This is a genomic window from Paenibacillus sp. SEL3 (assembly GCF_054602585.1).
This window is the reverse complement of sequence record NZ_CM137725.1, coordinates 5,859,059-5,873,375: the sequence shown is the minus strand read 5'-3', so window position 1 is coordinate 5,873,375 and position 14,317 is coordinate 5,859,059. Positions and strand designations below refer to the sequence as shown.

The 14,317-nt window shown below is 45.0% G+C and carries 17 protein-coding genes and 1 pseudogene; 1 reads left to right on the top strand and 17 read right to left on the bottom strand.

Annotated features, from left to right (window positions below; translation table 11 throughout):
* Nucleotides 1-444: 444 nt before the first annotated feature.
* The gene (locus ACYCS5_RS27110; protein ID WP_029515042.1) at nt 445-1,131 is read left to right on the top strand and encodes a response regulator transcription factor; all 687 of its coding nucleotides are present in this window, start codon (nt 445-447) and stop codon (nt 1,129-1,131) included.
* 5 nt (nt 1,132-1,136) lie between these two features.
* Here the strand turns inward: ACYCS5_RS27110 and ACYCS5_RS27105 are convergent, their stop codons facing one another.
* From ACYCS5_RS27105 to ACYCS5_RS27025, 17 genes and pseudogenes are all read right to left on the bottom strand, one after another.
* Nucleotides 1,137-3,698: a response regulator gene (locus ACYCS5_RS27105; protein ID WP_459760439.1), complete on the bottom strand. Its 2,562-nt coding sequence runs from the start codon at nt 3,696-3,698 to the stop codon at nt 1,137-1,139.
* A 142-nt stretch (nt 3,699-3,840) separates the two neighbouring features.
* Nucleotides 3,841-5,841, bottom strand: a complete 2,001-nt coding sequence (locus ACYCS5_RS27100; protein ID WP_459760438.1) for a methyl-accepting chemotaxis protein — start codon at nt 5,839-5,841, stop codon at nt 3,841-3,843.
* Between the two features lie 401 nt (nt 5,842-6,242).
* Nucleotides 6,243-8,341 (bottom strand): annotated as a pseudogene (locus tag ACYCS5_RS27095) (thioredoxin domain-containing protein).
* A gap of 74 nt (nt 8,342-8,415) precedes the next feature.
* Entirely contained in the window at nt 8,416-8,631 is a 216-nt protein-coding gene (locus tag ACYCS5_RS27090; protein ID WP_459760437.1) for a hypothetical protein, read from the bottom strand.
* A 4-nt stretch (nt 8,632-8,635) separates the two neighbouring features.
* On the bottom strand, nt 8,636-9,088 hold the full coding sequence (locus ACYCS5_RS27085) for an ArpU family phage packaging/lysis transcriptional regulator (RefSeq protein ID WP_459760436.1): 453 nt from the start codon (nt 9,086-9,088) through the stop codon (nt 8,636-8,638).
* Between the two features lie 69 nt (nt 9,089-9,157).
* The gene (locus ACYCS5_RS27080; protein WP_459760435.1) at nt 9,158-9,673 is read right to left on the bottom strand and encodes a hypothetical protein; all 516 of its coding nucleotides are present in this window, start codon (nt 9,671-9,673) and stop codon (nt 9,158-9,160) included.
* A 185-nt stretch (nt 9,674-9,858) separates the two neighbouring features.
* Nucleotides 9,859-10,158 (bottom strand): hypothetical protein, encoded by a 300-nt coding sequence (locus ACYCS5_RS27075; protein WP_459760434.1) that lies wholly within the window; start codon nt 10,156-10,158, stop codon nt 9,859-9,861.
* Between the two features lie 25 nt (nt 10,159-10,183).
* Nucleotides 10,184-10,723 carry a hypothetical protein gene (locus ACYCS5_RS27070; RefSeq protein ID WP_459760433.1) on the bottom strand — a complete coding sequence of 180 codons (540 nt, stop codon included), beginning with the start codon at nt 10,721-10,723 and terminating at the stop codon, nt 10,184-10,186.
* Nucleotides 10,716-10,865 carry a hypothetical protein gene (locus ACYCS5_RS27065; protein ID WP_459760432.1) on the bottom strand — a complete coding sequence of 50 codons (150 nt, stop codon included), beginning with the start codon at nt 10,863-10,865 and terminating at the stop codon, nt 10,716-10,718. Before ACYCS5_RS27065 ends, ACYCS5_RS27070 begins: the two co-directional genes overlap by 8 nt.
* On the bottom strand, nt 10,858-11,403 hold the full coding sequence (locus ACYCS5_RS27060; RefSeq protein WP_459760431.1) for a YopX family protein: 546 nt from the start codon (nt 11,401-11,403) through the stop codon (nt 10,858-10,860). The genes ACYCS5_RS27065 and ACYCS5_RS27060 overlap by 8 nt, the downstream gene beginning before the upstream one ends.
* A 39-nt stretch (nt 11,404-11,442) precedes the next feature.
* On the bottom strand, nt 11,443-11,724 hold the full coding sequence (locus ACYCS5_RS27055; protein ID WP_025364405.1) for a hypothetical protein: 282 nt from the start codon (nt 11,722-11,724) through the stop codon (nt 11,443-11,445).
* Between the two features lie 75 nt (nt 11,725-11,799).
* On the bottom strand, nt 11,800-11,955 hold the full coding sequence (locus tag ACYCS5_RS27050) for a hypothetical protein (RefSeq protein ID WP_459760430.1): 156 nt from the start codon (nt 11,953-11,955) through the stop codon (nt 11,800-11,802).
* Nucleotides 11,956-11,981: 26 nt separating this feature from the next.
* Nucleotides 11,982-12,617, bottom strand: a complete 636-nt coding sequence (locus ACYCS5_RS27045) for a hypothetical protein (RefSeq protein ID WP_459760429.1) — start codon at nt 12,615-12,617, stop codon at nt 11,982-11,984.
* A gap of 245 nt (nt 12,618-12,862) precedes the next feature.
* A complete protein-coding gene (locus ACYCS5_RS27040; RefSeq protein WP_459760428.1) occupies nt 12,863-13,432 on the bottom strand; it encodes a hypothetical protein in 570 nt (189 codons plus the stop codon).
* On the bottom strand, nt 13,429-13,764 hold the full coding sequence (locus tag ACYCS5_RS27035; RefSeq protein ID WP_459760427.1) for a hypothetical protein: 336 nt from the start codon (nt 13,762-13,764) through the stop codon (nt 13,429-13,431). The genes ACYCS5_RS27040 and ACYCS5_RS27035 overlap by 4 nt, the downstream gene beginning before the upstream one ends.
* Entirely contained in the window at nt 13,761-13,928 is a 168-nt protein-coding gene (locus ACYCS5_RS27030; protein ID WP_459760426.1) for a hypothetical protein, read from the bottom strand. The genes ACYCS5_RS27035 and ACYCS5_RS27030 overlap by 4 nt, the downstream gene beginning before the upstream one ends.
* The gene (locus ACYCS5_RS27025; RefSeq protein ID WP_459760425.1) at nt 13,925-14,305 is read right to left on the bottom strand and encodes a hypothetical protein; all 381 of its coding nucleotides are present in this window, start codon (nt 14,303-14,305) and stop codon (nt 13,925-13,927) included. Before ACYCS5_RS27025 ends, ACYCS5_RS27030 begins: the two co-directional genes overlap by 4 nt.
* Nucleotides 14,306-14,317: the final 12 nt, after the last annotated feature.

Below are 14,317 nucleotides of genomic sequence, written 5' to 3'. Positions count from 1 at the left end.
AATTAAAGTACTAAAATTAAATACAGAGATAGCACATGAGAGTAGATAAGTAGAAGATTAAATAGTGGGTTTTTCTAAGAGGCCTATCAGAGGATGTCAACTCCTATGTAATAAAATACCATAATTTTCATTTAAGTCAATGCATGTTTCTGAGGTGTTTTGTTAAATTTTTGTAATTTATCATCAGCGGCTTGTAGTATATTGTTAAAATAAAACGAAAAATGTCGTATTATAGTGATAAATCTCAAAAATAGTACATTTCCATATCAAATAGATATACATCTGGACTAATTGTCCACAGGATTGTCACAACAAACCTGATCTTTTGACAGACTGTCCAAAGGAGTTTACTCTATCAACAGAACCTGTCAAAACTTGTTGTAAACATTGCAGTTATCCTAACTATTTGGCTCGAATTTGATAGAAAGATAAGGAAATATGATCATGTCTAATGTTTTGATTATTGAAGATGACAATATGCTGGGAGATACCCTTTCCTTGTATTTAACAGGAGAAGACTACAACGTTACTCGAGTGGAACAAGCGTCTGAGGGTATTGCAAGGCTTAAGGTCGTACAGCCCGATATTATTTTGCTGGATCTGCTGCTTCCAGATTTGGATGGCGTGAATCCCTGCCCACTGATACGCAAGCATACGGACGTCCCCATCATCGTGATTTCTACAGAAAACAACATATCAGAGCGCATTCGTACACTTACGTTGGGAGCAGATGATTATATTTGCAAGCCTTTTAGTATGCAAGAGCTAAAAGCACGGATGGAGGCTCTTTTTCGTCGTATTGAAATCACGCGCTTACAAGGAAGTGGCAGAGCACCTGAACCTGAAACGGGCATTACTTTGGATCTAGCGAGAAGAATGATTACCGTTAACGGACAAAATGTGGAGACAACATATTCAGAATTTGAGCTTATGAAGCTTTTTTATTTGAACCGAGGAATTGTATTCAGCAGGTATGCTTTAATTCAGGCTCTCCGTGGCACAGACTCCTTTATTAACGAGAGGGCCGTGGACGTACATATTAACCATTTACGCAGAAAAATCGAAAAAGACCCTAAGAAACCGCAATTGATTAAGACCATCTGGGGAATCGGCTACAAATTTATGCAATAACACGGTCAGCTCCAAGGAAGTGATGACTTGATTTGGTTAATATCCTTCTGAACCGCGCTCAGATGCTCTTTCCAGTCTGGATACAGTTCTCCTGTTGAGGTTTCATTGCTGCGCTTCAATGCCTTTTCCAGCTCTATAACCTTTGCCAGCAACTCAGGCGCGCACAGGTTCCCCGTTCCTCCCTTAAGCGAGTGGATTAATCGAAGAGCAGAAGATAACTGTCCATTGTCCATTTTTCTCACAACTCTTTTATCGAGATACTGGTATTCCTGTATCCATTTGTAAAGGGCAAATTGAAAAATATACACCTTGCCATCCATACCTGCTATCGACTGCTCAGCGTGAATACCATGTAAATCTTGCAGCCACGCTAAATTAATCCAGCTAGTTAACACTCTAGCAGCGGTCAGTTCATGGACAGGCTTGAGCAACACGGCATTAATACCGGCACGAAGACAAACTTCCTGTTCATGCTGCACAGCATCAGCGGTAAAAGCGATAATGGGAAGCCTGTTAAAAGCTTTGTTTCTCCGAATATGTCTCGCCGTCTCAAAACCATCCATCTCTGGCATATGCAAATCAAGCAGCACCATATCCCAGTAACGCAGTTCAAGTAACGCTATTAGTTCCCTTCCGTTTGTGACCATCGTTACCTCAAAGTTACGCTCTGCTAAAAACTCGGTAATCACCACCTGGTTAATTTCGTTATCCTCTGCTATGAGAATTTGATACTTTTGTGTTGTATCCCCTATCTCATTGCGGGAACTCATCGTCGCATGAGTCTCCAGAGTATTACCATCTGCAGGCACTGAATCTTCCTTCTTCCAGCAGAGAACCTCCAGCAGAGCGTTCCGGGTAACGGGCTTGGACAAAAAGGCATCCACACTATGATCCATGTCCCCTGCAGCTATTTTTTCCATCTGAAACACGGTTGTAAGTCCAATGATCTGAGTTATCTGCTTATCCAGCATTTGAAGCCACTGCCTCCGGGAGTCCAGTTCTCTCAAACCTTCCATCCCCATATCAATGATAACATAATCAAAATGCTCACCCTTTTGAAAAGCATCCACACTTTCTTGGAAGGATGAAATAGTGAAAGGTTTTAATCCCAAGTCTTGCAGTAGTTCGTTCAAGCTGTATCTCACCAGTTCATGCTGCGCAACAATTAAGGCTTTGCCTTTGATTTGTTTTTCTATTCGTGTACTTCCTGCATTCAATTCCCCAGTTTCCAGCTCGACATTAAAGTGAAATTGACTGTACTCTCCTAATCGGCTTTTCACCTCTACTTTCCCCCCCATAGCTTCAGCCAAATGCTTGCTAATGGCCAAACCCAGCCCAGAGCCCCCATATCTGCGGCTGGTTGATGTACTCGCCTGGATAAAAGGGACGAATAGCTTGTCCATACACGTCTCGGAAATTCCTATGCCCGTATCTTCTACCATAAAAGAAACGCCTACTCGCCCTTCCTGCTGACTTAGCATTTTTACCTGTAACAATACATGTCCCTGATCCGTAAACTTGATGGCGTTGGTCAGAAGATTTGAAAGCACCTGCTCCATTCGAAGCGGGTCTCCCTTAAAGCTTTTCGGTAACGCCGGGTCCGTTATAAATACGACCTCTATTTCCTTATCTTCTAGCAAAGTTCCAACGGTATCTGCGAGATGCCGAAGCATTTTTTCCGGCTCGAATTCTACCTTTTCCAGTTCCAGACTGCCGGCTTCCATTTTGGAAAAGTCCAATACGTTACTGAGCATGGATGAAAGGGTACGAGAGGAAGTGAGAAGCTTGTGGAGGTAATCTCTTTGAACGGCAGTCAGTTCAGTCTTATTTAACAGCTTTGACAGACCGATGATTCCATTCAGCGGGGTGCGGATTTCGTGACTCATATGAACCAAAAAAATGCTTTTCGCACGGTTAGCCTCGTCCATCTCCTTTCTTTTCTGCTCTGAGGCTTTATACTCCGTAATGTCCAACACGTGACCGATAACATGCCTAGTAATCCCGTCCTCCATAACCGGATGTAAGGTAATGAGAGCTGAATATTCCCAAAACTCCAATTCAAATACGGTCCGATCACCGAACCAGGCCTGTTTGTAGTATTGGCAAAGCTGCTCCATCGTTTCAGAGGAAAGCTCCAAAATGTCCCCAAGACGCTTCACATGCTCCCTTTTATTGTAGTTGACTTGCATATTCAGACCCACGCGCTCCAGCAATTCACCTTCAAGCAGCCTATAATAAAATTCATTACCGCTTTTCTCCAGCTTGAAGGTAAAGCCAGGTTGAACACCTAGTAAATTCAGCAGATCACGGTCTTTGTTTAACAAACGTTGTCCATATGTATACTTAGCGGTGGTTAAAGTGTGCACAAACAGAGTCATGAACATTAGACCCATCCCTAACTCTAGCACGCAGGTCAACGGTGTTTTATCGCTTATGCCAAAACATAAGAACAAAATTCCCGCTCCTCCATAAAATACACCTGTGATCGCCTGACGAACAAGTTGACGCTGAAAAACCAAAACTAACAATAAAATCACGATAGCACATAGCACTAAATCTCGAACCAAGTGTTCACCCCCTATAATCTTCCATTTTTTATAATATATTAAAAACACAAAAAAACTCAGGACAGATTCCTTATGCCATAAGGCTTAAAGAACTGTCCCGAGCATTCATTGTACTATAGATTCCATAAGGTTCAAGCTCGTTTTAATATTTGAAACGACTGATCATCATCTTCAAATCAGCAGCCATCGTCGAAAGCAACTGTGCTGAAGCTGATATTTCCTCCATGGAAGCCAGTTGCTCTTGTGAGGAGGCAGCAACTTCCTCAGATGTGGCGGCATTACCGGTTGCAATCGTCGCCAGCTCGTTGGCTGTCGCTGCGATTTCTTGTACACTGGCTGATATTTGCTCTGCAATCGCAGCGACCTCCTCTACCTGAGGTGTTGTCTCTCGAATGCCTTCCATCGCATAACCCAGCTTGACAATGGTTGCTTTGGAAATCTGTAGTCCATCCTGCACCTCAGTCGTGACCCTGTCCATCGTCTTCACTGTTGTTTCGGTTTCATGCTGAATTTCGGCAATCAAGGTGGCAATCTGTGTGGCGGATGTCTGAGACTGCTCTGCCAGCTTACGCACCTCATCAGCAACGACGGCAAAGCCTTTTCCATGATCGCCCGCTCTGGCTGCCTCAATAGCTGCATTCAATGCCAGCAGGTTTGTCTGATTGGAGATATCGCCGATAACCTTCGTAATTTCACCGATTTCATGAGAGCGGGCTTGCAAGGTTTGAATCATCTGGTTGGAACGCTCTACTGATTGATGAATGGAATTCATTTGCTCGCCTGTCTGCTCAACAGACTTTCGTCCTTCCTCGGCTTGCAAGGCAGATCGTTTGGCCAAATCAGCTACCGAAATCGATCGTTCAGCAATTTGGGTGATCCCTTGTGCAATTTCATCCAGGGCCACCGAATTATTTTCCAGCCCTGTAGTCTGCTTCTCTGCACCACTGGCAATTTCTTGTACAGCCTGGGACACCTGCTCACTTGCAGCACTGGTTTGTTCCGCGCTTATTGTCAGTTCATTGGAAGAAATTGTGACATGATCTGCACTGTTCCCTACGTTCTGAATGACAGATCGCAAGTTATTCTGCATATTTTGAAAAGCCACTCCTAATTCTCCGATCTCGTCCTCGCTCTTTACTTGAATGTCCTGTGTGAGATCTCCGGCGCTCACATTTACCGCTTGTTCTTTTAACTTTAAAATCGGTTTGATGATGGAACGGATCAGGAAATAAACAATGATAATACCAATCACAAGACAACCGACAATGGTTAGTAAAGTGCTGATCAAAATCGGTCCTGCTGCATCATCGACTTCAGACAAATACAGCGTTCCGCCTATCTTCCAGCCAGTCAGCTTGTTAGTCGCATAGTTCATATATTTGAGCTGGCCCTCATACTCATACTCGTATTCACCAGTATCACTCTGAAACATGCGTGATTCAATATCTGTAATCTTGGCGCCTACTTCCTTCGTCGGATGAACAATGTAAGTATGGTTGCTATCCAGCAAAATGGTATAACCCTCACGGCCTACTTTAATATTATTCAATGTATCTTTAATACCACTGATTTTCAGGTCAATGCCAATAACACCTGATCCATCTGGGGTAGCTCTGGACACCGTAACCGTCATCTGCTTTGAGTCTGCCGAAAGATAAGGTGAACTAATCACTGTCTTTGTATTTCCCTTTATTGCTTCTTCATACCATGATCTAATACGTGGATCATAATTATCTGGTAATTGCTTTGGTGGATAGGTTGTAACTTTGCCGTCCTTCGTACCATAATAAATGGATTCTGTTTCAGGATGGAGTACAATATATTGCTTAAAGAATTCTTCCAAATTCGCCGCTTGTTCCTCCGTCTCTACCCGATTGCCTTTTAGTCTTTCTGCAAAATAGTCTGTGTCATGTACCTTGGGTTCAATAGTACTATCAATAATAAAATTAGTGCGGACAATAGCCTGCTCGGCACTTTCTTCAATCTGGTTTCGAATCTGCTGACTCGCGCTTATAAACGACAAAGCCCCCACGATCATGGACGGTAAAATCAAAAATGCAATAAAGGCGACCATTAGCTTCGTTTTAAAATTTTTGCTGAGCATCCTTGCGACTAGCCACTTTTTCCCCGATAACTTCTTCATTAATAAACATCTCCATTTCATTACCTGGATTTCCCAACCTATAGCGAACCTCTTCGTCTTGCCGATGACGACAATCACCCGACAGACTCTCTTTCACATTTTTCACATCTGCTGCTAAAACGCTTGGACATAAAAGATATAAACACGCTAGTTAAATAGGTATATGTACTTATTTTCGAAAACAGCAAGGCTGGTCGGAACCGGTTCTTTGATATAATATACCTAAAAAATATTAAAAAAAATGCAGTATAGATGTTAAGAAAGTGTTAGTTTCATCTCACTATACCTACCACTTAACATGAAAATAATCCCCCTGAAGGTAGCAAACATAGGGTCATTTTTGAAAATCGCCATATATTTTCTACTCCCAAGGGGATTAAGTTCGATCGCTTTATTCAGTTCTAATCCAACAACACCTTCAGATCTTCGAGCCTGGTAACAGGTGCCTGACAGGTAAAATGCTCACACACATATACGGCTGATTTGCCTTCCACAAGATCATAATCACGGATATAAGGAGCCGTCTCTGCAATCTCCGACTGTCCTTCATCCTTCAAAATAACGACCGTATTCGGCCTGAACCCAGCTCGAACCGCCTGAATGAACTGTACGGTCTGCGGATCATCCCTGTGACCCACAATCACAATCTCCTTCGTCGTTCCCGTCGCATACAACAACGCGCTGAGCAACGCGGAGTGGCCTGACGGGTAATGAGCAACCATACCGCCAAAAGCCTTAAACTGCTTGGCTGCATAGTTCTCCAATCCAGATTCACCCGTTAGCCGCGCAAGCCGCACAAAATTATAGGCCGCAATGCTGTTACCTGACGGAATGGCTCCGTCATCAATTTCTTTAGGCTTGGCAATGAGCTGCTCACTATCTGACCCATAAAAGAATAATCCGTCCCGTTCCTCATCCCAGAACAAATCGATCATATTTTGATTGAGCGTCAATGCCCGTTGCAGATATTGTACATCGAAGGTCGCCTGATATAGCTCGATCAAGCCCCACACATAAAAAGCATAATCATCCACATAACCGGGATAAGCTGCCTCGCCGTCCCGATAACGCGCCAACAGCCGTCCGTCCTCCTGTCTCAAATGGTTCCACAAAAACGTCTCCGCTTTCTGAGCTTGCTCTGTATATCTCGTGTCTCCAAAAGCTTGTCCTGCCTTCGCCAGTGCAGCAATCATCAATCCGTTCCACGAGGTCAAAATCTTGTCATCTTTGTGAGGATGAACCCGTTGTTCTCTGGCAGCAAACAGCTTGGCCCGTAGCTCACTAACCCGCTGCTCCAGTTCCTGCTCAGTCAAGTCATGCTTGATCCTATAGGCTTCCAGATTGATATCAATCAGGTTTGGAATGTTGTGACCTTCAAAATTGCCGTAAGGTGTAATCCCATACAAATCGTTGAAAAAGGCGGCATCCTTATCGCCTAGTACAGCCTTTACCTCAGAGTCGTCCCAGACATAGAATCTCCCCTCTTCTCCTTCGGAATCCGCATCCTCCGCCGAATAAAAGGCACCACCTGCATCCGTCATGTCCCTTGCGATATATGTAAAGATTTGTTCTGTAATCCGTCGGTACAGTTCCTTGCCTGTCACCTGCCAAGCCTCTGTATACGCGATGGCCAACAGAGCATTGTCATATAGCATTTTTTCAAAATGCGGCACCAACCACTTCTCATCGACGGAGTATCGTGAGAACCCCATGCCTATATGGTCGTAGATTCCGCCCCGGGACATCGCATCCAGCGTCTTCTCTGCCATTTCCAGTGCCTGTTGATTCCCCGTATGCTGTGCATATCGCAGCAAAAAAGACAGGTTATGCGGAGAAGGAAACTTGGGTGCTTCCCCGAAGCCGCCATATTCCTTATCGAAGGTGTGGCTGTATTCATGGAAAGCTTTAGTCAAGCTCTGTTCATCCAGTTCACCCCGATAACCCGCAAGCAAGTCCTGCCGCTCATGCTCGATCAGTACCTGCTCACTCAACTCCACCAGCTCTTCCGGCTGTTCTTTCCACCGGGTACCCACCTTGCCAAGCAGCTCCAACAGTCCGACACGGCCAAACTTCTGCTCCTTGGGCAAATACGTCCCCGCAAAAAAAGGTTTCTGATCCGGCGTCATCAATATCGTCAGTGGCCAGCCTCCATGCCCCGTCATCGTCTGGCAGATGGACATATAGATATGATCCACATCTGGACGTTCTTCACGATCCACCTTAATGGATACATAATCCCGGTTTAATACCTCAGCCACTTCTTCATCCTCGAAAGATTCTCTCCCCATTACATGGCACCAATGGCAAGTTGACTTAAGCCTCACTAGGAATAGCCTACTGACAAAAATACAGGTTTACCCTCCCGAGAGGCTTTTTGAAAGGCTTCGGGGCCCCAAGCCATCCAATCCACTGGGTTATAAGCATGCTGCAGCAGATAGGGGGACTTTTCATTTATTAAGCGGTTAGCCTTCCGTTCCTTGCCTTCAATAAACTCTCTCATCGTTAAACCTCCCAAAGACTTGTATTCATTCTTACACTTTCAATATAACCATTTCATAAGAAAACTAAAAGACCTCAAACGAGGTCTTGTGGATTGAATTTATAGAATAACTCATTGTATACCTTGTTGGCTGCTTTAATCGCTTCTTGTGAGGGCTGGTTCAAAACGGTTGCTGTTATGTTATATCCATGACGCCGGTACTTCACAATCTTTTGTCCTTCATCATTATAACTTATTTCGGGAGTTGAATTGTCCTCGTCCTCTTGATGTGCTATTTCTCTAGCCCCCACCTGTTCATCCTCCTTCAACGATTATCTTTAAATCAAGCGCAAGTTTATAAAAAGCTCTCCAACGGATCTTACTGTATGTTGGTTCTGAGATTGGAGGCTGAAACACGAAGCTGTATACCCGCTGATCTGTAATGTAATCATGCTCCTTTGTCATGTACCGCGACTCAATCAGGAAGCTTTCCCTCTTGGGCATACGCCTTACAGCTCGTTCTATCCGCTCGCAATATTCCTTGCGATATGCCGCCGAATCCACATTATGAGTGGCAATGCTGGCTGTCTGATCGCTGGTTACATTCGTTGGACTGCTACGCGGCATATCACTATACGCCGCAGTTGTGCTTGCTTCCCGTTCTTCAACACTGAGGTACTTGTATATCCTGTATTTCTCAAGAGCTGCCTCCACAGCAGCCTGTGTCCGCTTCCGGTCGATCTCCGGTAAAAAACTCTGTTGACCCACCTTGTAATCACCTCATGCTCTGTATTAAATCCCCCGACCGAAGCCGGGGAGCGTATAAGTGCGGTTTGCTTAGAAAGGCAAATCGTCGTCCGGGTTATCTTCACCTGCAGCACTTGCGGCAATCTCAGCGGCTGCGGCTGCTTCGTCATCCAAAGTCAATTCAGCCTGGTTAGGATCGTATTCCCGATTAACGTCCACTGTACCGTCCTTGGCAATGGTCCCTTTAAGTCCTTCACGGTACGCCTTTTGTCCCTCCTGAAACTCGTCAATGTCCATTTGGGACTCGGTAATGTTCAATTCAACATCCGTGCCAGCTAACTTGTAAAATTCAAATGTTTGAGCAGCAGAAGAATCGCCTTTTACTTCAAACTCCAGAATGGTCTTTTTGGAGTCCTTAACAGACTTTTTGAATTCTGCTGTCAGCTCCACATTTTCCAGTCCCTTAATTGACAATACGACAACCTCGCGAGTCATCTGGTTAAGCTCTGGGCGCCGCTCATCCTCTCCTTTAACATAGAACTGCACGAGCTCCTTTTTGGAGTCTTTTGTCTGTTTATTGAAATGAGCTTTAATAGTTACGTTCATGGGTGGTTACCCCTCTCAGTTGATTTATTGAAAAACAGTTAGTATCGACAGTGCAATGATAGAAGTAATACATATATAGAACATGTCACTGATAAATTCCTTATTTTGTTCTCTATCAGCAAAGATACAAAGGAAAGAGATTACTAGAATTGAGCCCAGCAGGATCTTAAACCACATATTTACGGTCACTCCTTCCGCTGATCTTTAGGAGCGAATTTGTTCTTATATTTTTTGGACAACTCGTGGATCACTCGCATCTTAGAGACACCGACCTGCTTTGCGATATCCGAGCGAGATACACCAGCCTTTGCTAATCTGTGAATCTCATTGACAGTCTTTTTAGGAATAGGATCACTCAGGCTATCTAGCAGTAAGTCCGGCACCGGAGTTGGAATATCCCAAGCAGTTGAGCCCGGCAATTTTGGACCCATACTGCGTTGACGCTTCTGCACCTGACCGCCTGTGCGGTACTGACGTTTGACCATTCCGTTTACCTCCCCGTTATGATGCTTAATCACTACCTAATGCCCTCAAGACAGCTGCCAATGCATCTTTGGCTGATGCCCCGCCATCCTCGTCTATAATGATGTATCCAAGCTTGTCCAAATGAGCAGGATCATACGTGTGTGGATCAGCGTAAAATTTAAACGGTATTATGGTTGCTTCTAGGGACTTGCGGAGTCGATCTATTGTCCGGTCCCTCTCTGCCAGTTGATCGCGAAGCTGGACGGCGTCCTCCAATAAAGCACGGTAATTATCATCAGATTTCTTTTTGTTACTCTCGTTTTGTCGTACAACGGCAATGGCTTTATCGTAAAGCTCTCCAAACTGCTTAGAAGATACTTTGTATTCCGATAACTTTTTAACCTGCTGCTGGAGTGAGTCTATTTGTGCATAAGCCGCTTCGAGGGCGTTAACTAAATCAATCACATCCGATGAGAGAAAAGAATGGTCTCCATATGCATCGTTAGCTTTCTTCCATATTTCCGTTATGTCTTCTTCTGACATAGGTTCCAGACCATTTGGCAAATCAATTGTCCGTTCACTCATCCTTACCACCATCCCTTTCTACACAACCCGCACCGCTGCATCTTGGGCAATCAGGATGAATCTCCGATTCCGTATATCCTCTACCGTTACAGGCGCTGCATTTCTCTATATTCCCAGCTAGTACATGTGTGTGTTCACTCACCTTTACCGCCTCCTTGGGGCTGTAGCAGCTCCGGGTTATCGTGTATACTCCCAACAATCTCATAACTGCATTTAGGATCTAAAAACTCAGATAGGTTATTTGTGGCGTGATATGGTTTATCACTTGCCTTGCCATCTCCCCAAAAATATGAAGGGTATGAAGTGCTTTGATCAGTGTAGACGTACCATGATACAGCCCCGTCCATCGGGTATTTTTCAGGTGTCCCAAATCGAACTTCACCGACTACCAAGATTTCAGAAGTAACGGCGTATTCGTTGTAGGTTCTACCAACTCTTCTTCGTGTGGTGCCAGTCCGTACGCTGCGTACCCGAGCTACCAAGTGACCGCCATAAATTTCCTCACCGTTCTTATCCTTGAGTCCGGTATATTGACCTACTGATTCGGGATGCACTTCATCCGCGCTAAAATTGTCCCCGATTCGTTTTACGATCCAAGCTTTATCCCCATCAAATACAGGCACACCATAAATCCATTCGCCGTAATTGATCTTTTTACCACGGAATTTACTATCTCTCATGCTTATCGTCTCCTTATAGGGGTATAGGGTAAGAGGCTGTTATGCCTCATACTTGCGCTCTTTCTCCCGCTTCTCCCAAGCGGTTATACATGCAGATTCTATTTGTTCGGAATCGCTAAAATCATCGCTTTTTACATCAATGACAACATAATGAGGCACAATTAAAAATTCCTTTCCGCATTCACTGCATGTAGGGTGTCCGAATGCATACACACCTCGTTTTTCATCCGTAGGAATATCTTTAAAATCAAAATCAGCATTTTCAAAAAGGACGAACCCTTTGCATCCAGCAGCATTACAGCGATGTGCTTCGATGGACATTGTATCTCTCTCCTTTGGCATAGGTAGTAGGGGGTGTATCCCCCTTATGGAGGGCTGTTCCCTCCTTCTTATCCCCTATGGGGCCTTGATTTCCTCGATTTCAATGTTCAAAATTTCAAGAGCCTTACACATGCCAAGTTGGAAAATTTCTTCGTCTGTATAATCCGTAAAAATTCGTCCACGTCCAAATTCAAGAATCATTTCCTCAATCCGTTTCTTTGAAAGTTTCATGTGTTTGTCCTCTCTGCCCTTGGGGGCTATGCTTCCTTACTTACTGAGCCTACATTTATACCTTCAATTTCCTTCCCAAGAATACTCAGGGCCCAACGGACACCAGCGCGCCATCCGGTGTTATGTTCGCTCTTGATGCTGTATGAATCTTGATAGATTGCTAGCAGAGTTTCTTCCGTGGTCAGTTCCACTTCGTACCCTGTGATAAGCGCCTGAGCCAGCAACCAAACAGACATACCGTTAAGCGCCTCTGCAGGTGTTCCGCTCTTCCAGCCAAGTGGGGATTTAGCGTGCTCTTGCAATAGCTCTTGTTTTCCCCATCCAGAAAGCAGATACTTTATCGCCTCGTCCTCTGCCTTGGTCAGCACAGGTTTATAAAGTTCATCATCTTCACCTGATTCCTCCTGAATGAAAGGCTCCGTTTTTGCTGCAACCTCTTCAACAGGATCAGCAGGCGTTGGATCTTCCTTCGGCTGAGGGTCGCGAGACTCCTTAAACCGAGCTATCGCCACTTCTTCGGCCTCTATTGAGTTAATGCCCCATTTGGGTAACCAGTAAGAGTTAAGGCTATTCGGTGTAATACCCAGCTTCTTAGCTGCGTTTGAACGGGATAAAGCTTCTGCACGGAGCTTTAAATAATCATTTTTTGATGCTTTTGCCACGGGTAATTCCTCCTTGATAGTCTTTGTCTTGGCCCGGAATGTCAGCGGCTTTGTGTGTGACTTTGGTATTGGCTTACCAACAATCTTTTCGAGTTCTTCCGGGCTGAGGGTGTACGTTTTAACGTCACCTTGGACCTGTGAAGACAACTCATTTTTCCAATTCGGGACGGATGTTCCCATGAAAATCCCCTTTCTAGCCGTTTTTGGGCGCAGCTACCCGCCGCAGGACCCAATAGCCCCGGGTGTTACGCCTTATTTAAGATGGATTCTATGACTTCGATTTGGTACGGCTGAGTGTCCAGCAGCGGCATGTATTCGCGCATGCGGTACAGGTTGAGAGCGATACGTGCGATGATGTATGCGTCCACTACGTTGTCGCTTTTGTGGTTGTAACCAGACATTGCCTTCACAGCGTCACCGATAGCCTTCTTTTTTTCCTTATCTTTGAGCCTCCGCTTGCTGCCTGGCTCACCTGTCCAACCAGTAACGCCAACATATTTCTTTGTCCATCCCGGGTTAACATCGTTGTGAGTCAAATTTTTTCGATAGATCATAGACCTGAGTCCACCATGTATCATCCCGGTTGTCACGCCCATTTGCGTACCCATGGCGGGCTGTTCAATTGCTATTTCATCGCCTGATTGAAGGAGCTGAAAAAGCTGATTTTCCAAGGATACAAGCTCTTTTGTGGATATTCCCCCTGGCACCTTGGAGCCCTTGCCTTTTAACTCCGTCTGCACCAGCACATTTCCGTCAATATCCAAAGCAACGAATCCGGTTTTGGTCGCCGGGTCGATCCCAACAAACCGTGTCATGACCTCGCCGCCTCCCAACTACGCTGACGACCATACTCTGTAATCTTGTACAGGTGGTCCTGGTTGGCTCGGGCAATGACGTTTTGCAGAACCTTGGTAGCTTCTCCAGGCGGTAGAGTCTCACGCGCCTGCTGCCGGATCAGACCGACCGTTACCTGCAGCACGTCGAACAGTTCCGATAGCGTCCGACGCTGGTCATAATCCTTGGACTCAACTTCCTCGATCAGCTCATTAACTTCCTCTTGGAGCTTGACCCGCATGTCTCCTGGCTGGTACCCATTAACCGGATAGTCCAATACAGGGATTGCGAAGACCATGAATTGTTCGCTCATGCCTCGTCTGCCTCCCAATATTCAACGTAGTTGAATGTGTCTTGTACTTCCTCCCCCATGTAGTCCCAGCAGAAGATTCGAAGTTCCAAGTCAACGGACAGCACATGAACAGGCTCAGAATAATTGCGGTGTTTTGCTCGAAGCTTGTTAATATCTATCCTCATTTCGCTTTCCTCCATCCACGTTTGCGATAGTATTTTTGTCTTTCCATCTTCCGGCGGTTTCGTTCTTTCACTATTTCTCTTGCAAATGCATCTTCAATCCGTTCCACTTCTTTATCCGGGGTGGAGTAAAAGTATTTGGTAGACCACTTACCGACTTCAAGATATGTCGTTCCGTATGACCAGTGACGTGTATAACTGCAACCCTTGCAGCCCTTATATGTTTCTACGCACCCATGATATTCTTCATGGTACGAACTGACATCTAATTTCCCACGACATACAGGGCATAATTGTGGCTTAGGGTCAGGGTAATAAAATTCGTAGTATTCCCACGCTGGCATAGTAAGCTTTTTTATCTGTCGCCATCTATTATTCATTCCTCTATCCCC

What these genes read in the sequence shown, in the direction of transcription:
- ACYCS5_RS27110 (WP_029515042.1), top strand. Translation starts at nt 445, where the DNA reads ATGTCTAATGTTTTGATTATTGAAGATGACAATATGCTGGGAGATACC.
- ACYCS5_RS27100 (WP_459760438.1), bottom strand. Translation starts at nt 5,841, where the DNA reads ATGAAGAAGTTATCGGGGAAAAAGTGGCTAGTCGCAAGGATGCTCAGC.
- ACYCS5_RS27080 (WP_459760435.1), bottom strand. Translation starts at nt 9,673, where the DNA reads ATGAACGTAACTATTAAAGCTCATTTCAATAAACAGACAAAAGACTCC.
- ACYCS5_RS27075 (WP_459760434.1), bottom strand. Translation starts at nt 10,158, where the DNA reads ATGGTCAAACGTCAGTACCGCACAGGCGGTCAGGTGCAGAAGCGTCAA.
- ACYCS5_RS27070 (WP_459760433.1), bottom strand. Translation starts at nt 10,723, where the DNA reads ATGAGTGAACGGACAATTGATTTGCCAAATGGTCTGGAACCTATGTCA.
- ACYCS5_RS27060 (WP_459760431.1), bottom strand. Translation starts at nt 11,403, where the DNA reads ATGAGAGATAGTAAATTCCGTGGTAAAAAGATCAATTACGGCGAATGG.
- ACYCS5_RS27055 (WP_025364405.1), bottom strand. Translation starts at nt 11,724, where the DNA reads ATGTCCATCGAAGCACATCGCTGTAATGCTGCTGGATGCAAAGGGTTC.
- ACYCS5_RS27050 (WP_459760430.1), bottom strand. Translation starts at nt 11,955, where the DNA reads ATGAAACTTTCAAAGAAACGGATTGAGGAAATGATTCTTGAATTTGGA.
- ACYCS5_RS27040 (WP_459760428.1), bottom strand. Translation starts at nt 13,432, where the DNA reads ATGACACGGTTTGTTGGGATCGACCCGGCGACCAAAACCGGATTCGTT.
- ACYCS5_RS27035 (WP_459760427.1), bottom strand. Translation starts at nt 13,764, where the DNA reads ATGAGCGAACAATTCATGGTCTTCGCAATCCCTGTATTGGACTATCCG.
- ACYCS5_RS27030 (WP_459760426.1), bottom strand. Translation starts at nt 13,928, where the DNA reads ATGAGGATAGATATTAACAAGCTTCGAGCAAAACACCGCAATTATTCT.
- ACYCS5_RS27025 (WP_459760425.1), bottom strand. Translation starts at nt 14,305, where the DNA reads ATGAATAATAGATGGCGACAGATAAAAAAGCTTACTATGCCAGCGTGG.